The sequence below is a fragment of the Candidatus Moraniibacteriota bacterium genome (assembly GCA_016699425.1).
Lineage (GTDB): Bacteria > Patescibacteriota > Minisyncoccia > Moranbacterales > UBA1568 > SSEF01.
This window is the reverse complement of the sequence record CP064975.1, coordinates 662,044-683,778: the sequence shown is the minus strand read 5'-3', so window position 1 is coordinate 683,778 and position 21,735 is coordinate 662,044. Positions and strand designations below refer to the sequence as shown.

The following is a 21,735-nucleotide window of genomic DNA, read 5'->3' as shown; positions in this document are numbered from 1 at the left end:
CCACCGGTTTGCGGATCGGAATGACAGGAAACAAGGAGCTTATTCCGGGAAAATTTGCTTGCCGGTAGCGTCCTTGATGCGGATGGCACCGACGGGACAGCCACGCGCGGCGTTCAGTATAGTCTCCTGATCATCGGTGTCAGCGGTAGAGAGGATGGCGGCTTTACCACTGTCATCGAGCGCAAATGAATTCGGAGCCATAGCGGTACAGGGGGCAGCGCCGATACAGACGGCGGTATCAACTTCGACCGTCCAACCATTCTGAAGGGTGACGGGACCCGCAGGCTTACTTTCATCTTTCCATGCCATATGTTGAGAATAAAGAATTACGAATTATGAATTTTAGATTTCCGAGCTATCTGATGCTTGGCTCAGAGCTCGCTGGAGTGTCTCGAGCGAGAGGAGTCCGCATTTCAGTCGCGCGGGCGAAAGCGTGACGCCAAGGAAATCGAGCACCGTCTTCGGCTCCAGGGCCAAGGCCTCATCCACTCGCTTCCCTTTCACGTGTTCGGTCAAAAGGGAGGCCGAAGCCTGGGAAATCGCGCAGCCGGAACCGGTAAATCTCACCTCAGAAATAGTACCATGCCTGACATTTAAGTCCATATGGAGCGAGTCGCCACAGGTGGGGTTCTGGGCATCCGCACGGTGGGTCGCTCGATCGAGGGATCCATAGTGGCGGGGGTTGCGGTAGTGGTCGAGGATGAGATCGTGATAGAGGCTCATAAGAAATTTTCAGTTTTCAATTTCTAATTTTCATTGAATTTTCAAGTTTTCAATTTTGAAATTGATTCATTGGAAATTGATTGAAAATTGAGAACTGGAAATTGAAAATTATCACTTGAATATGAGGGATATTTTTTTCAATGTTTCGATAAGCTTATCAACATCGTTGGTATCATTATAAATCGAAAAGCTTATTCGGGTCGTAGCCGAGAGATGCAGTGCCCGGTGGAGCGGAGAGGCACAGTGTTCACCGGCTCGGACACAGATACTTTCCTCGCCGAGGAGGTGGGCCAAGTCATGCGGGTGGAGGCCATCGAAGGTGAAGGAAATGATCCCGGCCCGCTTCTCAGCATCCAGAATGCCCAAGATATGGATGGTACCACCGAAGGTTTCCAAGAGTTTCTCGATGGTGTATCGGGTGAGACTCTTTTCATGCTCGTGGATAGCTTTCACATCGAGTAATTCGACATACTCGATCGCTGCCGCGAGACCGATCGCACCAGCGATGTTCGGTGTGCCGCCCTCGAGATTTTCTGGGACGGGCTTGTATTCGGTGATTGGACTGCAGGCATCGAGCACGGTGCCGCCGCCGACATTCATCGGGGTGAGTATCTCGAGTGATTGCTTTTTCCCCGCGAGGACACCGATACCGGTCGGTCCGAAGAGTTTGTGACCCGAGAAAACGACGAAGTCTGTATCCCAGGCCTGGATATCGATCGGGATATGTCCGGCCGCTTGGCAGGCATCGATGAGGGTGCGGGTGTGGGGATTCTTCCTCCGGATACTTTGGATGATTGTCTCGACTGGATTGATGATGCCGAAGACATTGGAAACAGCCGAGAGAGCCACGACAGCCGTCTGTTCATCGATGAGGGAAACGAGGTGATCAAGGTCGATTTGGCCGTCTGCCTTGAAACGGGTGACTCGGAATTCAGCGCCGGTCCGTCGCGCGAGTTCTTTCCAGGGGAGGTAATTCGAATGATGTTCGAGTTCGGTGACGACGATATTATTTTGTGGCGTCACGGTTGCCTCGAGGCCGAGGGCGACCAGGTTGATCGCGTGGGTCGCATTGGCCGTGAAGACAACTGATGCAGCGCTTTCGGCCCCGACGAAGCGAGCGACGGTTTTCCGTGCGGCATCCAGTGCCGTAGTCGCCCCTTCGGCCAGCGGATAGAGTCCGCGGGCAACATTGGCCGAGTACTCGAAATAGTAACCATTCATCGCGTCAATGACGACTTTCGGTTTGAGTGCGGTGGCGGCACTATCGAGATAGACGAGATCCGGCTGGGATTCGTAGATCGGAAAGTCTTTCTTGATAGCTAGTAGATTGGACATAGTGTTGGGAGAATTTCAATGCTGTAATTCTGAAATTGATTCATTGAACATTGTCTGGACATTGTGAATGGGAAATTGAAAATTGACACATAGTGTCTGCATTTTTTCTATAGCTTCTTGGAAAAACCCTTGCACGAGGAGGTCTCTCGCTTTGGCAGCCGAGAGCCCACGGGATTGGGCAAAGTAAAGGGCTTCAGCATTGATCGGGCTAGTCGCCGCCGCATGGTGGCAGCTGACATCGTGAGCGAGGATCTCGAGTGTCGGTCGTGCGGTGGCCCGGGCGTCGGCAGAGAGGAGGAGAGCGCGACTCTCTAGACTGGCATCGGAGCGATGAGCATCGGGAGCGATTTCAATTGCCCCATCGTATGTAAAGGAAGATTGGTCATCGAGTGCGGATTTGATGAGCACTGATGAGATAGTATCCGGAGCGAGGTGCTTTTGAGTGAGTGTGAGCGATTGTTTCAGAGTACCCTTTCCTGAATAAAGAGCGAAGACATGAGCGGTCGCGCCTGACCCAGCGAGCTCGATGGTAATGTCGCCCGTACGATTCAACATGAAAAAAACCATTTTCTCGTTTGCGGCGAGGCGATAGACAGTCTGAGTATCGGTTGAGATATCGCGGTACTGCATACGGTTAGCCGATTGAGCCTTTCATTTCAAGATTCATGAGACGGTTGAGTTCAATCGAGTATTCCAGCGGGATTTCTTTGACCACAGGATCGATGAAACCGTTGACGAGCAGTCCCTCGGCGTCTGACTTTGAGATGCCGCGCGACATGAGATAGAAGAGCTTTTCCTCACCGATACGTTCGATAGTCGCCTCGTGCTCGACCACGGCAGTCTCTTCGTTGACTCGTATCGTGGGGTACGTATCCGAGCGCGAGTGCTCATCGAGGAGGAGGGCATCGCAGACGACAGACGCCTTCGCATTGGTCGCGCCTTGGGCGATGTGGACCAGACCACGGTACGAAGTGCGCCCGCCGTCCTTCGAGATTGATTTCGAGACGACCCGTGAAGTGGTGTCGGGCGCGAGGTGGACCATCTTGGCACCGGCATCCTGGTGCTGACCCGCTCCGGCATAGGCGATCGAGAGGACCTCACCCCGGGCCCCGCGGCCAGCGAGGTACACGGCCGGGTATTTCATCGTGACGCCAGAGCCAATATTGCAGTCGATCCACTCCATGACGGCATTTTCTTCGGCCCGAGCCCGTTTGGTCACGAGGTTATAAATGTTCTTTGACCAGTTCTGAACGGTCGTGTAGCGAACCCGAGCATTTTTCTTCACAAAGATTTCGACGACGGCCGAGTGCAGCGAGCTCGACCGGTAGATCGGCGCGGTGCAGCCTTCGATATAGTGCACCGAGCTGCCTTCCTCGGCGATGATGAGGGTGCGCTCGAATTGGCCAAACGATTCAGCATTGATGCGGAAATAGGCCTGGAGCGGCAGATCAACTTTGACACCTTTTGGGACATAGACAAAGGAGCCACCCGACCAGACCGCCGAATTGAGGGCGGCAAATTTGTTATCGTTGGGTGGGATGAGTTTACCCAAATACTCCTTCACAATTTTCGGATATTTTTTCACGGCTGTATCCATGTCACAGAAAATGACGCCGAGCTTAGTCAGTTCCTTGTGGACACTTTCATAGACGACTTCGGACTCGTACTGGGCGGAGACACCGGCGAGGAAATTCTTCTCTGCTTCGGGCACGCCGATTTTGTCATAGGTATCACGGATTTCTTTGGGCAGGTCCTCCCAAGTCTGCGACTGTTCGGTGGTGGCCTTCAGATAATAGGTGATGGCAGCGAAATCGATACCCGAGAGATCAGCACCCCAGTCAGGCATCGGCTTAGCCAGGAAAGTCTGATAGCTCTTGAGCCGGAAGTCGCGCATCCATTTTCCTTCGCCCTTCACACCCGAGATCTCGCTGACCGTCGCGGCATCGAGGCCGACGCTCGTCTTGTGGACGGAGCGTTCAGGCATAGAGAAACCGAACTGGTAATCTCCGAGATCGATATTTTTTTGGTGGGCTTTCTTGGACATTTCGTTCGATCGTTGACTTTCTTTCTTCAAACCTGTGAGGAATATCTCAGCGGTCTTCAAAAAGAAAACGCACGATCTGCTTATGAGGATAAGTCCGGCCATTTCTCCTCGTTCCTGTGAAGCGGACTTCAGCGGAACTCGCAAAAATGGCCGTTATAAATTGGTTTAGGAGAGATTTTCGAAACCCTTTTCTTCGATCTGTTTCGCGAGTGCGCCACGGCCGGTCTTTATGAGTCGGCCATCACGCAGTACCAGGACTTCATCGGGAGCGATCGTCTTCAGGAGCCGGGTCGAGTGTGTGATGAAGACGCGCGTCGTTTCTTTCGGGAGATGTTGTTTCAGAAATTTCGTGATTGTTTTCAGAGCATCGACGTCGACACCGGTATCGAGCTCATCGAAAATGGCGAAGCGGGGAGCGAGGAGGACCGCTTGGAGAGCTTCGAGCTTTTTCTTCTCGCCGCCCGAGAATCCAGCATTGAGTGAACGCTTCAAAAGCTCATCCTTGATATGGAGTTCCTTGGCATACTCGGCGACGAGCTGGTGGAGCTCCACCGGTTCGATCCGCTTCTCGAGTGCGAGTCGCAACAACTCGAAGACGGTCACGCCGGCGAGTTCCATCGGTGTTTGGAACGATAGGAAGACACCGAGCCGGGCACGTTCATCGGGCGAGAGGTTTTTCAGGCTCTTCCCGCCAGTCGGGCGGGCAGGCTTGCCGACAAGCAACTTGGCATTCCGGGAAAGAAGATACTTCGGGTGCCCCATGATGGTGCTGGCTAGGGTCGATTTGCCGGAGCCGTTCGGACCCATGAGCGCATAGGTTTTGCTCGCCTTGAAATCGAATGAGAAATCATGGAGGATCTTCTTGCCCTCGACGGAGACGGAGAGATTTTGGATGGTGAGCATAGGGTTAGCGAGTGGTATGAGACAAATGTTCGAGTGAAATACCCGAGAGCGTTTCCTCGATCTTTTCTTCGAGCGTGCGCCAGACTTGATTTGTCTGACAGTGGCTTGCTGGAGGGCAGGGCCAGCCCGCAGGAGTTACGCGCCCAGCGTTGCTGGCGGGGAGGGAGCCTTTGATCGGCGGAGTGAACGTCTCAATTGGGCCATCGAGGACGCGGAGAATGTCCCAGACATTTGTCGCCCGAGCGGAGTGAGCGAGCCGGTAGCCGCCGGCGACACCTTTGGTTGCCTCGACGATGCCGGCCTTCCGGAGCGCTTGGAGGATTTTCTCGAGATAGTCTTCGGGGAGATGCTCGGACTCTGCGAGGGCGTGAATAGAGAGCGGACTACCAGCCTGCACCAAGGCGATCGCGGCTCGGAGGCCGTAGTAAGCCTTTTTTGATACTTTCATCCCGTTAGAAAAACACGAGTTATAGAGGGTATTTCGTGAAAACGAACCCGTTTCTAACGGGATTCATAATGCGGACTAATTAGGTCCACTATAGGGAGCGGGCGACCTCTTGTCAAGGGTACTCGCAGCATCGGGTATTGACAGAAACTGGATTGGTGCGATAGTGGAGGCAGTTTTTTCGTAGCGTCTGTTTCTGGGTCTGGACTGGTGATCGATGGCAGCGGCCATCGGTTTTCTTCGATTGTTTCTCAGGAGAAGAATGATGCAAATCGTCGTGCATGGAGTTGATCTGTTGACCAAGGGTCAACTCAGGGCTTTAACGGCAAATGTTCGGCCGCCATGGCTCAGTACCCTCCTGTCAGACTTGCTGGACTGGCCGTCGGATAAAATCATCATCGGTCTGCCGGTGGTGGATGACAGGATCTGGACGAGCGGGTATATCTCGCGACTCAAGAAGCGCGCTGGAGGGTATAGCCACGGTGGCCGCTTCATGGACTGGGACCAAATTCATCAGTGCCATTCGGCTCCGGTGGCGCTTGCACTGATACAGCAAAAGATCGGTCAGATCAGGTGAGGAAGGGGAATCATCCCAAGCATTGGGGGACGTGAATGTGCGTCCCTTTCATTTTGTCCGAGTTTGCAGCCGCATTGAGGAGGATGCTAAGCTGGCGACGCTATGGAAAAAAACTTTTGGCAGACATTGCCACGCCCGTTCTTCGTCTTGGCACCTTTGGCCAATGTGACGGACGCGGTCTTTCGGCAGCATATCATCCGGCACAGCCGGCCCGATGTGTTGTGGACGGAATTCGTTTCCGCCGACGGATTGTGTCACCCCAAGGGTCGGGCGGCGCTCCTCCGTGACCTGGACTACACGGAAGCGGAGCGGCCGATCGTCGCGCAACTCTTTACCGCGCACCCAGAAAAGATGTTTGAGGCAGCCAAGCTCATCGCCCAGCTCGGGTTTGACGGGCTCGACATCAATATGGGTTGTCCGGACAAAAACGTGATGAAGCAGGGTGCCGGAGCCATGTGTATGCAGGACCCAAAGTTGGCCCAACAGCTCATCATCGCCGCGCGGGAAGGCTGCATCGCTGGCGGGACGGAGTTGCCGATCTCGGTCAAGACTCGGCTCGGGTTCAATGCGGATACACTCGAAGCATGGCTCCCGGTATTGCTCGAAGCGAAGCCGGCGCTCATCACGGTCCATGCACGGACGAAAAAAGAGCTGTCCCAAGTGCCAGCGCGATGGGAACGCGTCGGGCGAGCGGTGGAGATCGCGGCGGGGAGCGGTACACTCATCGTGGGAAATGGCGATGTCCGGGATATCGCCGATGCGCGGGCCAAGGCCAAGGCGACGGGTTGCGATGGGGTGATGCTCGGTCGGGCGATCTTCGGTAACCCCTGGCTCTTTGACGGCGCCAAGGAAGTGACCGTCGGTGAGCGGATAGCGTCCGCACTCGAACACACGCGGCTCTTTGCGAGCGTCTGGGGCGAGACGAAGAGTTTCGAGCTCATGAAGAAACACTATCAGGCGTATATCAACCATTTTCCGCTCGCCAAAGAACTGCGGGTCGCACTCATGGAGTGTCACAGCGTCGAGAAAGTGGAAGGCGTGATCGCGGCGTTCCTCCGACAGCATTCTGACCGCATGAGTGAAAAGATAGACAGCCCGCATTCCGTTCAAAGGTAAAAAAAACGTCCCTGGTGCATTGCGCACTCAGGGGACGTGGGTTCGGTCGCGTGGGACCGGGGTTAGGCAGCGACTTGCCAAGCAAGTTCTTCGCCTGCGCAGAAGGGCACCACCACGTTGTCAGCGTATGGGTAGTCGTCGGGCACTGTCCATGGACGGCGCTCGATGATGATGTCATCGTCGCTGAGTGGCCAGCTGCGAGCGATGGCACCATTCCTGCTCATGAAGGCCTCGAAGCGATCATCGAGTGCTCCAACTCGTTCGAAAACAGCCGTGTAGAGAGGAATGCTTACGGGTGCCACGAAGGCGCCCGCGCAGCCGCAGTCCACGAGTTTGGCTGACTTCGGCGAGCTGCCGTGCTTCGGGTGAGGGGCGGTATCGTCACCGCAGCAGAACTTGGGATTGCCCGAAGTCGCTGCTTCGATGAGCGCCGCACGGTCTTCCGGGTGCTTGTAGAGCGGTAGGCAGTAGCGGAATGCCCGTAGACCGCCTTCGAACAGGGAGTCGAAGGTGTGCAGCAAGTGTTGTGGCGTGATGGTGGCTGTTACGTTGGGCGGGGCCCGCATCACAAAGTCCACACCGGCTTTACTGGTTACATGTTCGAGCGAGATCGGAAGACCAGGATACTCCTCCACGATCCATGCAAGTTGCTCCTTCACGAAGTGTGCTTCGAGCTCGAGGATGCGATCGTGGCTGGCTGACTCGCCGTGGAGCAGAAGGTGTAACTGATGTTCGTTTAGCGACTCGAAGACTTCGCGGGGGATGTCCGTGAGGCTCGGGACGCTGTATTCCGCACCGGTTGTGCCGTGAATCGGGTTCTTGGGATAGAACTTAACCCCGGTCACGATACCGCTTTCTTTGGCCAGCTTGATTTCGGCCGGAGTGAGTCCGGGATGAAGGTACAGCGTCATTCGTGGGAAACGCCTGGCGCGTTTGGGTGCGAATCCCTGCAGGATCAACGCTCGGACAGCGTCGTCGTAGTACTCCTGGGCGTCGGCGGTCGTCAGCACCGGACCATTGTTGGGCATGAGGGTCATGCATTCATATACTGCCGAAGCAGCAATGACGTCGTACATCTGCCGCCCTCTCCGCACGTGCCCGTGGGCATTGATAGGACGCCTTATCGAGAACCGTATTATGCGGCCATCGGCGTCACTTTCGAGAACTTTGAATGTCATGGTGCCACTCCTTGCATGTGGTTGGGGGAATCAATACGTAGTTGATCCAAACAGGTCATAGGCACGGTCGATGATGGCCCGCAGCCTCCAGGGGCGAAGTGTTGCAACTGATCCAATCGAGACTGAATCAGCTCCAGCCTTTCTGAGACGATTCACATCTTTGGGGTGGAGGATGCCCCCGCCAGCATTGATGTGGTCTTCGAACCCAGCCCGGCGTGCTCTCCGTACCCAATCCTCAACGAGAGGAAGGAGAGGTCGACCGGAAAGCCCACCGATACCGTTACCTTTTCAGTTGATGGAAAGTGTTGTTCTTGTTAGACTAGAGCCTCAAACCGGCTGTAAAGTTGACTTTAAGCCTTAAATTTCATTCAGCATGTCAAAAAAATGGTCACGTCACTGTCCCCGCTGCAGCAGTCGTGAGACGGTGAAGAATGGCTCCCAAGGCTACAGCCATCACTACCTGTGTCGTGCTTGTGAACATTCTTTTTCTCGTTACTTCGGGCATGATCCGAGACTGCTGTGGATCGAGCATATTGATGGGGTACCGTTTCGTAAATTAGGAGATGAATATGGTCTCTCGGGAAAACAAGCCTTCGTGAGAGTTACAAGAGAATTAGCACAACTTCCTTCCAATGACGCTCTGACGCAAACCCTCTGTGACCCGAGACGCTTCTCGGGCATCCTTGTCATGGATGGGAAGTATGTGGCGGTCAAAGGCTTTGCGAGAAAGATTCCTTTTCTCTACGGCATTGATTACTTGACCCACGATATTCCCTTCGGGGCTTTGTATACAGCGGAAGATGAGGTGTCCTTCTCACGTTTCTTCCATCAAGTGAAGCAACTTGGCTATGATCTTCAGATCGTGGTCGCCGATGACCGCTCTGGCCTGAAAAAGGCTCTCCTGAAGGTTTTTCCGTCGGCTCGGCTGCAGCTCTGCCACAACCACTACCTGGAGAATATCCGGGTGGCTTTACGGGTGCGGAGTGAAGAGCGATACCGGCCCTTCTTTTACGCTCTCAAGGAGAGCGTGTTTGGAGAACGAGAGGATGTGACGAACGCCATTCGATCTTTTGCCGCGAGCATCAAGAGAGAGAAACGTCTGCTCAAAAACATCGTAAGTGAGATAGCGTACCGGCAGGAGGAACTCTTCAATTACTTGCTGCTGCCAGGCTGTCCCAACAACACCAATCTCATTGAACTCTACAATTCCCATCTCAATGGGAGGCTGAAGACGATCAAGGGTTTTCAGAGTTTTGCTTCGGCTCAGTGTTGGTTGAATGCGTGGATGATACGGAGGAGAACCAAGCCTTTTACAGATTGTGAAGCTAAATTTAAATATTTGAACGGTTACCCTTCACTCTCTTTGAGTATCAAAAAACAGGCTCGCTGGCCTGAGACATTAGTAAAACTAGGCGTAGAAGCAGTAAAACTTTTTGAAAAAAGCGCCCTACTATCAACTGAAAAGGTAACGGTAACAAGCCCACCACCACCGAATTGGTAGAGTGGGGATCGGCCGGTGAAGATACTCGACGGGAAGTACCGGATTTGCTGCCAGCGTGTCAGTGTTGCCCAGGGAAGCGTATTGGAGACGCATACCCCAGCGAATTGCGGATGTGAGGAGAGTTTTACCAGAGTGTCGATGTCGGTGTAGACATTGACCTTGAAGATGACTAGGATCCCAGGCAAGTACTGTTCTGTCAGTGCGAGGTAGCCTTGGCATTCCTGGAGGAAGCGAGCTTTTGATTGTTGTGTCGCGCCGACATTTGGGCAGGTCACGTTGATTTGCAAGATCATGCGTGACTTGAACTTCTGCTCGGCCAGGAGTTTTACGAATTCCTTGAACTCTTCCAGGTGTAATCGTACGCTCTCAACCTCATCGGCACCTTTGGTGATCGACATGAAGGAAATCATGAATGGTCCGTCCTCCCGATCCTGCCAGCTGTTCCGTCGTAGGAGTTGTTCTGCGCCGGGTCCACTGAGGCCGACGGCGTTCAACATCACTCCCATGAGGAATTGCCAGGGGCCGCAGACGATGCATTTCGGTCGGAGCTCACGGGGGGTGACTCCATCGGTCTCCATGGGCATGTTTCCCTGGTTTGGCTTAAGGGTCGTTGTCTTGGCCACGAAGAGCACATCTTCAAAGGTAAAGCGTTTTCCGAAGAGTGCCTGGTACATCCAGTGGAAGGGATAGCCCCCACCGAAGAAGTTCTGGACGCCTGACATCCCCCATATTGGTTTAACAGACAGAGACTGGAATTTCATGGCCACTTCCTTTCCCGGTATTTGGTTATTAAAGAGGAGTACCTCTCAATTGAGGATTGGCGGCATTGTATCAGTCTGGGAGGGGCTGTCAATCGGCTGGCCGGAAGGGCAGGGGTGCGTTGAATCAGAGGGAGTCCCTATGATATACTGGCATACGGAATCACCTATGAGTTTCAAAGCGCGGCACAAGAAGATTTATTTCTCCTGGGTCATCATTTCGGCCCTCGTCGCTTTGTTTATGGTGCTGTTTCTCGTCGCTCCTTTTTTCCTCTACTAGCCTATGAGCTGGCGCTCGCCCTGGGCCAGGTTGGGATTCGTCCTCATGCTCGGTATCGCGGTCTGGGCCGGCTGGGAGAGTTTCCAGCAATATGAGCGGAGCGTCCGGATCCAGCAGGAAATCGATGTTCTGAAACACGAAGCGGAACGGGTCGCCCGGGAAAATGAGACGCTGTCGCAGAAAATCCAGTACTTCGCCTCACCGGACTTCAAGGAGGAAGAAGCGAAGGAGAAGCTCGGGCTCCGGCGGCAAGAGGAACAGGTGATCGCGATCGATGGCGATGTGCGACTCGTCCCGGAATCAGTGCCCCAGGAGCCAGCGGCGAGCGAGCGGGTCGCGTGGCAGGGGCCGAATTATCAGAAGTGGTGGAACCGTTTTTTCAATCCTGAACCGCGATAAACAAAGACCAATTCTATCCCTATGGCTGAAGTCGAGCTTCCCATCAAACCGTTCAAGTCCCAGTGGCCGAGAGTTGTCCTGGCGGTATTTGTCCTGGCGGTCGTCCTCGCGATCGGCGTGCTCGTCTTGGTCTACAAGAAGCCGGAAAGCACGTTCGGTCGGCTGTTCGCGACGCGCCTGCCGTTCCCGCTCGTATTCATCGGCCAGGGAGTAGCGGTGACGACCGAGGGGTTGGCTGCCAATCGCCAGGCCCTGCGGAATTTCTATGAATCGCAGGACTTTGCTAATCTCGGTATGCGGGTTGACTTTACGACAGATGATGGAAAGAAGCGGTTGAAGGTTCGCGAGAAGGACCTGATCAACAAGATGCTCGAAGACAAGGCGATCGAACTCCTCGCCCAAAAGCGCCAGATTACGGTAACGAGCGATCAGGTGGAGGCCGAAACGACGGTGAAGATGGAAGAACTGGGCACGACGGACAAAGTCGAAGAGACCCTCGCCCGACTGTATGGCTGGTCCATCGCTGATTTCCAGGTGCAGATCGTCCGGCCGGCGATGTATGAGGCAGCGCTGCATACAGCGTACCAGTCCGAAGTCGACCAGACAGTCGCCAAGGACAAGATCACGGAAGCAGAGAAGGCCCTCAAGGCGAAGAAGCCGTTTGCCGATGTCGCGCGCAGTTTCTCGCAGGGAGAGACACGTGCCGATGGTGGCGATCTCGGCTGGTTCCGACTCGAGGATCTCGCCCCGGAGCTGCGGAGCCCAGTAGACAATGCGAAACTCAATGTGCCGACGAGCATCATCGAGAGTCCGCTCGGCTTTCATATCGTCTTGGTGGAAGATTCGAAATTGGAAGACGGGACGCGCCGGTATCATATCCGGCAGATTTTCACGCGGAAGCTCGGTTTTTCGGATTGGCTCGCTGAGGAGTTGCGCGGGCTGCCGGTGAGTGTCATCTCGGATGAATACGAATGGCAACGCGATGCGGCCCGGATCGAATTCCGATCGGCCGAGATGCGCGCTTTCGAAGTGAAGCTACGCGAGAACGCCGAGAGCGACCCCTCCCTCGTTTTCTAATCTTTCATCACCAATCATATGTCTGATGAACAGCCCGATTTCTCCGTCTCTGGGAACCCGACTCGAGAGTCGGCACCACGAATTTCTCTGGAACGCAGTGTGTCGCCAGTGCGAGTCCCGCGCACACCGTGGCTGTGCATCCTGATACTCTCGTTTGTTTTTGGCCTCATTGGTGGCCTCGTCACGCGGTTCGATTCCGTTGCCGATCTCGCGGCGCTCTTCCGTCCCAAGGCCCTGACAGAGAAGGGGAGTCAGTCTCCCTCCCTCGCCTCGGTGCCGCTCGAGGACCAGGCGATCGTCAGCGTCGTGGAGCGTGGATCACCCGCTGTCGTCAGCATCGTCATTACCAAGGACGTGCCAAAGGTGCGGAATTTCTACCGTTCACCGTTTGGATCGCCATTTTTCGGTACTCCCTCTAGACCATCCACCGATGACGAGGACGAGGAATCCACCAAGCAGACGATCGGGAGTGGCTCGGGCTTCCTCGTGAGTTCTGATGGCTATATCGTCACGAATAAACACGTGGTCGCTGATACCAAGGCGGAATACACGGTCATCACGAGCGATAAGAAGGAATACCCGGCGACCGTCCTCGCGCTCGACCCGGTGAATGATATCGCGGTGATCAAGGTGAATGGCGATGCGTTTCCGGCGCTCTCACTCGGTGATTCGGATACGATCCGTGTCGGACAGACGGCGATCGCGATCGGAAACCCGCTCGGTGAATTCGCGAATTCCGTCTCGCGGGGCATCATCTCTGGCCTGAAGCGGCGCGTGGTGGCGGGCTCGGGAGTTGGGCGGGACGAGGAAGTCCTCCGCGATATCATCCAGACTGATGCGGCTATCAATCCGGGGAATTCCGGTGGTCCGCTCCTCAATCTCGCGGGTGAGGTCATCGGCATCAATGTCGCGGTCGCCCAGGGCGCAGAGAATATCGGTTTCGCTATCCCCGTGAACCAGATCAAGCGAGCAGTGGATGAAGTGAAGCGGACGGGGAAGATCGCCGTCCCGTACCTCGGCGTGCGCTATATCCTGCTCGATGAGGAAGTCGCCAAGGCGGCTGGTCTCTCGGTGGAGTACGGTGCGCTCATCCAGCGCGGACAAAATATCACCGATCTCGCGATCGTCCCGGGTTCGCCCGCGGACAAGGCTGGACTGGTGGAGAATGATATTATCCTCGAGATCGATGGTCAGCGTGTCGATGTCGATCATCCGCTGGCAAACCTGATCGGCGTCCATCAGGTCGGCGACACCGTGAAGTTGAAGATCCTCCACAAGGGCGAGGAACAAGAGCTGTCCGTCCGGCTCGAAGAGCGGAAGAATTAGCAGCTCGAATCCAGAAGAGAGAACTGAGAAAAAGAGGCTTCGGGGTTTGAATTCGGGAAACCCCTATTTTGTCTTGGCCTTGTCTTGACACCCACTTGTCAGAGGCTCTACAGTGCGGGTAGTTCTTACAACTGGAATGGGGAGTGTCTCATGAAAGCGTCGAAAATAGCGTTCACTTGGGAAGAAGTTTTCTCGATGAGGCTTGAAAGAGGAAGAGGAGTATTTTCACTCACGAGGTTCAAGCGGGTATTCCGAGAGAAAGCCCGGAAGCTAATTGCTAAGCAGTATCGCGATGCATTGGGATCGGATGGATCGGCAGTCCAGATCGAAGTCGGCCGGGTAGCTTTGCGGGAGATCAACGTGGATCGGCCGGGTAACTTCCTCGTCGATGTCTCGTATCTGTCCGGCGGGAGAGTTTTCTGTCGTGAGACGTTCCGATACATCTTCGAGAACCCGGAGAGAAGTCTGAACGGCTCCCTTGTTCCCAGAAAGCGGCGCTATGCGAAGTGGTGATTTCCTCGGCGGACCGATGCCCTGCGCACGGTCCGTCTTCTCTTGTTTGGCTGCCGCGCCTCTTCAGAGTAGGACGGGGAGGGGGCGCCCTTGGCACGGCTATCGGCTGAGAGTAAGCTAGAGCCAGGCGCGGAGACGGAGACTTCATAACCCCCCCGCTCTATATTTTTTCTCATGATTTTTCACTTCACCGTATTTTGGTTCTCAGTCGTTTTTTTCGGCATGCTCACGTATCTCATCCGGGAGCCGATCGTTCCGTCTTGGCCGTGGTATAGCCTCTCCCTCCTCGTGTTCATACTGCTCTCGCTCATCGCATCGCGGCGGCTCACCGGTAAGTGGTATCCAGCCTTCTTGCCGGGCGTTGTGTCATTCAGTACGCTCCTCCTCCTTTCACTCATCGATGTTGCGCTCGAGCAGCAGGTGTTCGTTTGGGCGGCGACGGCCCTGTTTTATGGGACGCTCCTCGGCATTTATCGGCTGAAGATCATCCCAAGTGACGAGACCGCCCGGGCGCTCCTCAATATGGCGGCGCTCGCGAGTCTGTTCTTCACCTATGCGGCGGCGTACGGTTTGTACCTCAACTACGACGTGCCGTTGGCACTCCTCATGTTTGTCTTTTTCCTCGTGACCTCGATCGTCGCTTTCCAGACGCTGTACTGGGCGGGGCGGGACGATGTCCGCGAGATCCTTTTGACCGCGCTGGCCCTCGGGACCATCATGGGGGAACTGATCTGGGCGGTGCACTTCTGGCCGGTGGGGTATCTCACGGTCGGTTCGGCGATGCTCCTTTTCTTCTACCTTCTCTGGCGATGTGTCCTTGACCTCTTGCGAGAGAGTTTCACTTGGAAGAAGTCCCTCATCGAAGGCCTCCTCCTCGCCCTCCTCCTCACCCTCCTGCTTGCTACCTCGCCCTGGCGGATGCGGGCCTGATGCCTGGGTTGCTGGGGAGAGGAAAATGTGATACAAACCGTCTAGATTGACTATGAAATTTCTCTCGATTTTCAAGAAAACTCTTCGCCTTGCCGGTTGGTCCGCCCTCTTCGTGCTGACCTCGGGCGTTATCGGCGCAGTGGCCTATGCCGCGCTCCTGCCGCGCCTCAGCGCATGGCCTCTGACTTCGCATATCGCCTGGCCGGGGTCGGTGACCAATGGCCCGACCGTGATCGAGCGGACCGAGCAAGTGGTCCTGTCGCAGGAGGAAGGGCTCGAGCGCTTTGCCGCAGCCCCACGGACAGCGGTCGTGAGCATCGTTTCTCTTGCTACTGAACGGACGGCGCGGACTTTGCCGAGTGGCACGGTGCAGGAAGTGTCCGGCCTCTTGGTCACCAACGACGGATTCGTCGCGGCGTATATGGATGAGGCGCCGCTTTCGGAGGCGAGGCGGTTCACGGTCTTCTTCTCGGATGGAGAGAGTTCGCCGGCAGAGTTCGTCGCGTATGATCCGGTGGTGCATGTCGCGTATTTCCGAACCGAACGGTCCGATACGCCCGCGATTGCTTTTGCCAATTCTACAGACATTCGCCAGGGCCGCCGATTCATGGCGCTGGCAGGGACGACTGACCCGGATGAGGGGCGGCTCGCGACCGGTTATATCGGCGAACGAGCGCGGACGTTCAATCTCTCCGCCAAGACAGTCGCTGCGACAGATGAATGGGAAGGGGTGTTCCTCCCGGATCGGTTGATCGATACGCGATTCATCGGGGGTGCAGCGGTTGCGCTGGACGGCGAGCTGATTGGACTCATCGGGGCGCTCTCTTTGGATGGCACCGAGCGAGTATTTATCCTCCCGGCGAATGCGCTCCGTCAATCGCTGCAGCGTGTGATCGGCGGGACAGCATCCGGGGCGCGGGCGAATATCGGAGCATACTATGTGTCGCTGACCAAGGTGACTGCGCTGGCGCTGGGTGTCTCGCGAGATGCGGGAGCGCTCATCTATACACCATCGGAGCGGTCCAGCTTGGCGGTCATCTCGGGTTCTGCAGCGGAGCGGGCGGGGCTGCGGTATGGTGATATTGTGACAGCGGTGAATGGACAGGCAATTAGTATCGATCGACCATTCTCAGTGGCACTCTACGAAGCCGCTTCGGGAGGAGAGGCTACATTGTCCGTCCTGCGGGGTGAGAGCGAGTTGACACTTTATCTGGCACGCTGACTTCCGTATGGGGGAGACTTTTATTTGAGGCTTGAAAAGGCCTTTTTTCTTTGACATGGAGGGGGTGATTCCGTACAATGAAAGAAATAAATCCTCGATTATGCGCCAATCCGCTCTCTTCACCAAAACCTCTAAAACTGCGCCATCGGATGAAGTAAGCCGGAACGCGTCGCTCCTCATCCGGGCGGGATATGTCTACAAAGTCATGGCCGGCGTGTATGCGTATACGCCGCTTGGCCTCCGGGTGCTGGAGAACATCAAGAGCATCGTGCGCGAAGAGATGAACGCGATCGGCGGCCAGGAGCTGATCATGACGAACCTGCAGCGGAAGGATACCTGGGAGGTGACGGGCCGGTGGAGCGAGGAGGCTGTGGACGTGTGGTTCAAGACCAAGCTTCAGGATGGGACCGAGCTGGGGCTGGCGTGGAGTCATGAAGAGGCCATCATGGAGATGATGCAGCACTTTGTGCAAAGCTACCGGGACTTACCGGTCAGTGTCTACCAGTTTCAAACCAAGCTGCGGAATGAGCTGCGGGCCAAGAGCGGCATCATGCGTGGCCGGGAGTTCGTGATGAAAGACATGTACTCGCTCCATGCGACTGAGGCAGACATGGACCAGTACTATGAGAAAGTCATCGCAGCCTACAAGCGAGTCTATCAGCGGCTCGGTATCGGCGACGAGACCTATGTGACCTTTGCGAGCGGCGGTGCTTTCACAAAATTCAGCCACGAATTTCAGACCATTTGCGAGGCGGGCGAGGATACGCTGTATGTGAATGCTGACCGGACGATCGCCGTCAACGAGGAAGTGCTCGAGGATGCCAGCCAAGAGATCGGTATCGACAAAAAGACCCTGTCGCCAGTGACGAGCGCCGAGACGGGCAATATTTTCAAGTTCGGTGCGGAAAAGAGTGACCAGATGCGTATCACGTACAAGGACGCCGAAGGGAAACCGCAGCCGATCTATCTCGCCTCGTACGGTATCGGTATCACGCGGGTCATGGGCGTCATCGTCGAGAAGTTTGCCGATGCGAAGGGCCTCGTCTGGCCGATGGGTGTCGCGCCGTTCCAGGTCCATCTCCTCTCACTCGGGGCGGATGAACAGGCCGCCGAGATGTATACCGCGCTGACGCGGGACAGGATCAGTGTGCTCTATGATGATCGGGATATGCGTGCGGGGGAAAAGTTCGCCGATGCGGACCTTCTCGGCATCCCATACTGTGTGGTCATCGGCAAGCGCTCGCTCGAGTCCGGGACCGCCGAGGTGCGGGCGCGATCAGGTGAGACTATCGAATCCGTGCCCTGTAATCAGCTCAGCGCGTATATCCACGAACGCTATGCCCAAGAAAGCAAAGCAGCAAGCAAAGCAGAAAGCAAAACCGAGTAAGCCGGGAGTATCGAAGAAGGAACCCGAACGGATCATCATCTCGCTCGGCGGTTCGCTCCTCGTCCCCGAATCGATTGATGATGTTTTCGTCGCCCATTTCAAAAAGTTCGTCATCGGCCATATCAAGAAGGGCTACCATTTCATCCTCGTGACAGGTGGCGGGAAAACGGCGCGGAATTATATTGAGTCCGCTGCGACCGTGACGAAAATCAATGACGAAGACAAGGACTGGCTCGGCATCCATGCGACGCGGATGAATGCCCACCTCGTCCGGACTATCTTCCGGGAATACGCGCATCCTCGCATCAATACCAATCCGCACGATCTGGAGGATTTCTACTCAGCGCCGGAGCCGATTCTGGTGGCAGCCGGGTGGCGGCCCGGGCGTTCGACCGACTATGCAGCTGTGGTGCTGGGCAAGTACCTAGGCATCAAGCGTATCATCAACCTGTCGAATATCGAGCGGGTGTATGACAAGGATCCTCATCGTCATAGTGATGCCGAGTCCTACGACAACCTGGACTGGAAAGCATTTCGGAAGATCGTCGGCTCGAAATGGAATCCGGGCATGAATGTCCCGTTCGACCCGATCGCCTCGGCCATGGCCGAAGCGGAGGGCATGGAGGTGGCGATCCTGCACGGCGGCGATCTCGACAATGTCACGCGCTATATCGCTGGCAAGAAATTCGTCGGCACGCTGATAAAGGGCTAATGTATGGAACAAGAGCCAAGAACAGCTAGTGTAGAACAGCGGGGACCAAAGAAGTTTGGAACGGGTATAGTAATAAGGAATTTCTGGGTTCGACATGCTCAAAAAACGAGCGGTGAGATTATTAACGCAGAAATGACGTCTATAACGTCGGATCTCATATCTGAGGACGGCGCGGAGAAATCCAAACAGTATGGCGAAGCAGTTGTTAGTTATGAGCACGGGGTAAAGGGATACGCAAGTTCATCCGGGCGAACGGCACAGACATTAGAAAAAATTTTAGAAGGGTACCAAACGGAAAATCCAGACAAGCCTATTCGTTCAATGCGGGTTAGAGAAGAACTAACTTCACATACCCCAAAAGAATTTTTATCACTCTACGATCAGAAGTTTACGGAGCAAAAGAGAAGAATTCTTAGCGAGATGGGATTGCCTGAAAATGGTTTTGCTTCCTTGTCACCAGGAGAACAGGAACGAATTGCGGAAGCAGCTGAGGAGCCGATTATAAGAGAATGGCTTGATAATCCGGAAAGCCAGCTATCAAAATCGTATCCTCCCATAGAGGCCGCTGCCCGCTTTGCACGCCTATTCAATCGGCGGCATGAGCGACTAGCGGGCAAATTATATTCCAAATCAGAAATTGACTTGTTTCATGTCACCCACAAAACCATCACCGAGCCGTTTTTAATTTCCGGAGTACTGGTCAGAAAATCGAATGGTGAACGAATAACTACGCTTCAACAGTTGGGTGGCAGTTTAGCGACTCTAGGAGATTGGCAGAGCGAGGTCACAACAGGCGACACGGGCGGGTCAAAAATAATTATACGAATTAGGGGAGAGGAATACGACATTGACCACTCTGTTTTGGAAAATCTACTGCAGGCACAAATTGAAAAAGAAGGTTAAAAAAGAATAATATGTATCAATATGAACCAAGATAAGAAACTTATCCTCAAAGGGATGGCCGCAAATTCTGGAATAGCGGAGGGTAGAGCGAGGTTGTTTTCTTCGGGGGATGATTCAGCTGACTTTAGTGAGGGTGATATATTAGTCACTACCCTTACTGATCCAACAATGGTTCAGGCGATGGTGAAGGCGGCGGCTATAGTAACTGATATAGGGGGGATTACTTCACATCCAGCCATTTTAAGTCGCGAGATGGGGATTCCCTGCGTTGTGAATACTAAAGAAGCCACGAAAACCATAAAAGATGGTTCCCGAATTTTAGTGGATGGAACTAAAGGTGAAATTTATGCATTGGATTAACCAATTCGCAAAAGGCACGTTTGGACTTTTTGCAGGCCAAGTCATTGAAGGGCTTCAGCCGATCGATTTTTATCATTTTTTCCCCTTGTGGTATGACCTGTGGATCAAAAGGATTGCCGAAGTAATCCGCATATTAAATTTGGAGAATAAGAGTTTTCAGGAAGTGAGACATCTGTTGCCACCACCTTCCAATATTCGGGCCATTCTCGTAAAAATAATTCCCACCTATCAGGGGTATCGAGAACAAAACATTGATGATTGTCGGTTAGTCGTGAATTTTCTGGCGAGAATGCTGGTGGAAGGTTGTCCTGACGACCCCTTTGCTATTTCATCAAATCCGTATCACTCCGAAGATGAAGTCAATCAAACTGTAAAACGTCTTCAGTGGACGGACGCGGATGTGAAGAAAGCAAGAAGTATCGGACAACTCATTACTGCCGCGGGCTCACTAGTCCATGGATTATACAACGATCTTGTGACGGATTTTGGTTGGGATGTTTATGGCCCGTACTCGGTAACTATAGAGGGCAATGAACGTTCGTTTCTCATTAGACATTTTCCAGATTTGTCGCCGAAAGAGTTGTGGTCGAAAGAATACCTGTCCTCAATAAAAGAGATTCTCATTTATGCCACGTATGAAAGTGTTGAATGGGAAATCTTGGGGGTCGGTTGCCACACCATAAGTAGGAGTGGTGTCCCTGTCCAGGGGATGAGAACGTTCGCGGTCACAGCGGACGGCAAATACTTATCTACCGAACAGATTCACATTTTGGTTAGCGAGATATCGCAAAAAGCTGAGGTTCTCTACCGAGAGATTCGAAAAATGGATTTTGAGAAACTGAAGTCAAAAGTAATGCTTCAAGAGTGCTATCAATTGAAGAAGATGTTCGATTCCGCTGGCATTGACTGGCAACCGACAGAGGAGATGAAAAAGCGGATAGTCGGCAAGGCGTTGCTCGACGGCATACTGCCCCGTGGAAAAATGATGACAGATATCGACGAGTACAAAAATCTGTTTGGTATCGCGAAATTTGCACAAGAAGTTTTAGGCGAACAAATTTAATGCTTATGGGATTTGTAAGAGATTTTAAACAGCTTTCAAAGAATAATGCCGCGATCGCGGGTGGAAAGGGGGCGTCACTCGGGGAGATGACTCGAGCGGGGATACCCGTGCCGCCTGGGTTCGTCTTGCTCGCTGACGCGTTCGAACGGTTCCTCGACGAAACCGATCTCAGTGTGGAGATCGATGCGATCCTGCATACCGTGAAGACAGACGAGATGCGGAGTGTCGAGCACGCCTCGGAGAAAATCCAGAAATTTATCCTCGAGGCGAAGATGCCGGAGGATATCGCGAGTGAAGTCCTCGAGACGTTCAGAAAACTGGACGCACCATTCGTGGCGGTGCGATCGAGCGCGACGGCCGAAGACTCGGCGAGCGCTGCCTGGGCCGGGCAGCTCGACAGTTTCCTGAATACGACCGAGGCGACGCTCCTTCAGAATGTGCAGCGGTGCTGGGCGTCTTTGTTCACACCCCGCGCCGTCTTCTATCGTTTCGAAAAAGGATTGCATGCAGAGAAGATTTCCGTGGCGGTCGTCGTACAGAAAATGGTCGAGTCGGAAGTTTCCGGCATCGCGTTTTCGGTGCATCCGGTGACCGAGGACCACAATCAGCTCATCATCGAAGCCGGCTTTGGCCTCGGTGAGGCGATCGTCTCGGGTCAGATCACGCCGGATAGCTATGTTGTCGAGAAAGAGCCGCGCCGTATCATCGACAAAAACATCGCTGAACAAGAGCGGGGGATTTATCGTGCCGGATCAGGAGGGAATGAGTGGCAGGAAATTTCTCTCGAGAAAAAAAATCAGCAGAAACTTTCCGATGAGCAAATCCTCGAGCTTTCCGATCTCATCATAAAGATAGAGAATCACTATGGTTTCCCCTGTGATATCGAGTGGGCGTATGAAGACGGTAAGTTTTACATTGTCCAGAGCCGGCCCATCACGACGCTCGACGCTCCGACCGAAGAAAATATTATCGAGAAAGATTTG

Annotated in this window: 23 protein-coding genes and 1 pseudogene; 15 read left to right on the top strand and 9 right to left on the bottom strand. The window is 54.3% G+C overall.

Annotated features, from left to right (window positions below):
* Positions 1 to 39: 39 nt before the first annotated feature.
* From IPJ68_03430 to IPJ68_03400, 7 genes are all read right to left on the bottom strand, one after another.
* Positions 40 to 309, bottom strand: coding sequence for a ferredoxin (locus IPJ68_03430; GenBank protein QQR78111.1), 270 nt, complete (start codon positions 307 to 309; stop codon positions 40 to 42).
* 33 nt (positions 310 to 342) lie between these two features.
* A complete protein-coding gene (locus IPJ68_03425) occupies positions 343 to 723 on the bottom strand; it encodes an SUF system NifU family Fe-S cluster assembly protein (protein ID QQR78110.1) in 381 nt (126 codons plus the stop codon).
* A gap of 111 nt (positions 724 to 834) precedes the next feature.
* Positions 835 to 2,058 (bottom strand): aminotransferase class V-fold PLP-dependent enzyme, encoded by a 1,224-nt coding sequence (locus IPJ68_03420; protein QQR78109.1) that lies wholly within the window; start codon positions 2,056 to 2,058, stop codon positions 835 to 837.
* A gap of 15 nt (positions 2,059 to 2,073) precedes the next feature.
* Positions 2,074 to 2,688, bottom strand: coding sequence for a SufD family Fe-S cluster assembly protein (locus tag IPJ68_03415; protein QQR78108.1), 615 nt, complete (start codon positions 2,686 to 2,688; stop codon positions 2,074 to 2,076).
* A 4-nt stretch (positions 2,689 to 2,692) separates the two neighbouring features.
* Entirely contained in the window at positions 2,693 to 4,102 is a 1,410-nt protein-coding gene (gene sufB, locus IPJ68_03410) for a Fe-S cluster assembly protein SufB (protein ID QQR78107.1), read from the bottom strand.
* A 165-nt stretch (positions 4,103 to 4,267) separates the two neighbouring features.
* Positions 4,268 to 5,005 carry a Fe-S cluster assembly ATPase SufC gene (gene sufC, locus IPJ68_03405; protein ID QQR78106.1) on the bottom strand — a complete coding sequence of 246 codons (738 nt, stop codon included), beginning with the start codon at positions 5,003 to 5,005 and terminating at the stop codon, positions 4,268 to 4,270.
* Positions 5,006 to 5,009: 4 nt separating this feature from the next.
* Positions 5,010 to 5,453 carry an Rrf2 family transcriptional regulator gene (locus IPJ68_03400; protein QQR78105.1) on the bottom strand — a complete coding sequence of 148 codons (444 nt, stop codon included), beginning with the start codon at positions 5,451 to 5,453 and terminating at the stop codon, positions 5,010 to 5,012.
* A 214-nt stretch (positions 5,454 to 5,667) separates the two neighbouring features.
* On the opposite strand from IPJ68_03400, the gene IPJ68_03395 reads away from it, so the two are divergent.
* On the top strand, positions 5,668 to 6,027 hold the full coding sequence (locus tag IPJ68_03395; GenBank protein QQR78104.1) for a hypothetical protein: 360 nt from the start codon (positions 5,668 to 5,670) through the stop codon (positions 6,025 to 6,027).
* Positions 6,028 to 6,129: 102 nt separating this feature from the next.
* On the top strand, positions 6,130 to 7,143 hold the full coding sequence (locus IPJ68_03390; protein QQR78103.1) for a tRNA-dihydrouridine synthase: 1,014 nt from the start codon (positions 6,130 to 6,132) through the stop codon (positions 7,141 to 7,143).
* 62 nt (positions 7,144 to 7,205) lie between these two features.
* Here the strand turns inward: IPJ68_03390 and pyrC are convergent, their stop codons facing one another.
* Both pyrC and IPJ68_03380 read right to left on the bottom strand, forming a co-directional pair.
* The gene (gene pyrC, locus IPJ68_03385) at positions 7,206 to 8,237 is read right to left on the bottom strand and encodes a dihydroorotase (protein ID QQR78102.1); all 1,032 of its coding nucleotides are present in this window, start codon (positions 8,235 to 8,237) and stop codon (positions 7,206 to 7,208) included.
* 114 nt (positions 8,238 to 8,351) lie between these two features.
* Complete coding sequence (locus IPJ68_03380; GenBank protein QQR79249.1) at positions 8,352 to 8,597, bottom strand: hypothetical protein; 246 nt, start codon at positions 8,595 to 8,597, stop codon at positions 8,352 to 8,354.
* 97 nt (positions 8,598 to 8,694) lie between these two features.
* Here IPJ68_03380 and IPJ68_03375 point away from each other — a divergent pair, with 97 nt between their 5' ends.
* From IPJ68_03375 to IPJ68_03315, 13 genes and pseudogenes are all read left to right on the top strand, one after another.
* On the top strand, positions 8,695 to 9,822 hold the full coding sequence (locus IPJ68_03375) for a transposase (protein QQR78101.1): 1,128 nt from the start codon (positions 8,695 to 8,697) through the stop codon (positions 9,820 to 9,822).
* A 1,041-nt stretch (positions 9,823 to 10,863) separates the two neighbouring features.
* On the top strand, positions 10,864 to 11,259 hold the full coding sequence (locus IPJ68_03370; protein QQR78100.1) for a septum formation initiator family protein: 396 nt from the start codon (positions 10,864 to 10,866) through the stop codon (positions 11,257 to 11,259).
* 21 nt (positions 11,260 to 11,280) lie between these two features.
* Positions 11,281 to 12,336, top strand: coding sequence for a peptidylprolyl isomerase (locus IPJ68_03365; protein QQR78099.1), 1,056 nt, complete (start codon positions 11,281 to 11,283; stop codon positions 12,334 to 12,336).
* A gap of 18 nt (positions 12,337 to 12,354) precedes the next feature.
* Positions 12,355 to 13,662 carry a trypsin-like peptidase domain-containing protein gene (locus tag IPJ68_03360; GenBank protein ID QQR78098.1) on the top strand — a complete coding sequence of 436 codons (1,308 nt, stop codon included), beginning with the start codon at positions 12,355 to 12,357 and terminating at the stop codon, positions 13,660 to 13,662.
* Between the two features lie 150 nt (positions 13,663 to 13,812).
* Positions 13,813 to 14,175 carry a hypothetical protein gene (locus IPJ68_03355; GenBank protein QQR78097.1) on the top strand — a complete coding sequence of 121 codons (363 nt, stop codon included), beginning with the start codon at positions 13,813 to 13,815 and terminating at the stop codon, positions 14,173 to 14,175.
* Between the two features lie 222 nt (positions 14,176 to 14,397).
* Positions 14,398 to 15,105: a hypothetical protein gene (locus IPJ68_03350; GenBank protein ID QQR78096.1), complete on the top strand. Its 708-nt coding sequence runs from the start codon at positions 14,398 to 14,400 to the stop codon at positions 15,103 to 15,105.
* A gap of 52 nt (positions 15,106 to 15,157) precedes the next feature.
* Entirely contained in the window at positions 15,158 to 16,327 is a 1,170-nt protein-coding gene (locus IPJ68_03345) for a serine protease (protein QQR78095.1), read from the top strand.
* A 100-nt stretch (positions 16,328 to 16,427) separates the two neighbouring features.
* Positions 16,428 to 17,714 carry a prolyl-tRNA synthetase gene (locus IPJ68_03340; GenBank protein ID QQR78094.1) on the top strand — a complete coding sequence of 429 codons (1,287 nt, stop codon included), beginning with the start codon at positions 16,428 to 16,430 and terminating at the stop codon, positions 17,712 to 17,714.
* Complete coding sequence (locus IPJ68_03335) at positions 17,665 to 18,426, top strand: UMP kinase (GenBank protein QQR78093.1); 762 nt, start codon at positions 17,665 to 17,667, stop codon at positions 18,424 to 18,426. Before IPJ68_03340 ends, IPJ68_03335 begins: the two co-directional genes overlap by 50 nt.
* 3 nt (positions 18,427 to 18,429) lie before the next feature.
* Positions 18,430 to 19,329, top strand: a complete 900-nt coding sequence (locus IPJ68_03330; protein ID QQR78092.1) for a hypothetical protein — start codon at positions 18,430 to 18,432, stop codon at positions 19,327 to 19,329.
* 21 nt (positions 19,330 to 19,350) lie between these two features.
* A complete protein-coding gene (locus IPJ68_03325; GenBank protein ID QQR78091.1) occupies positions 19,351 to 19,689 on the top strand; it encodes a hypothetical protein in 339 nt (112 codons plus the stop codon).
* Positions 19,676 to 20,752: a hypothetical protein gene (locus tag IPJ68_03320; protein QQR78090.1), complete on the top strand. Its 1,077-nt coding sequence runs from the start codon at positions 19,676 to 19,678 to the stop codon at positions 20,750 to 20,752. Before IPJ68_03325 ends, IPJ68_03320 begins: the two co-directional genes overlap by 14 nt.
* Positions 20,752 to 21,729 (top strand): annotated as a pseudogene (locus IPJ68_03315) (phosphoenolpyruvate synthase). The gene IPJ68_03320 and the pseudogene IPJ68_03315 overlap by 1 nt, the downstream one beginning before the upstream one ends.
* The last annotated feature ends 6 nt before the right edge of the window (positions 21,730 to 21,735 follow it).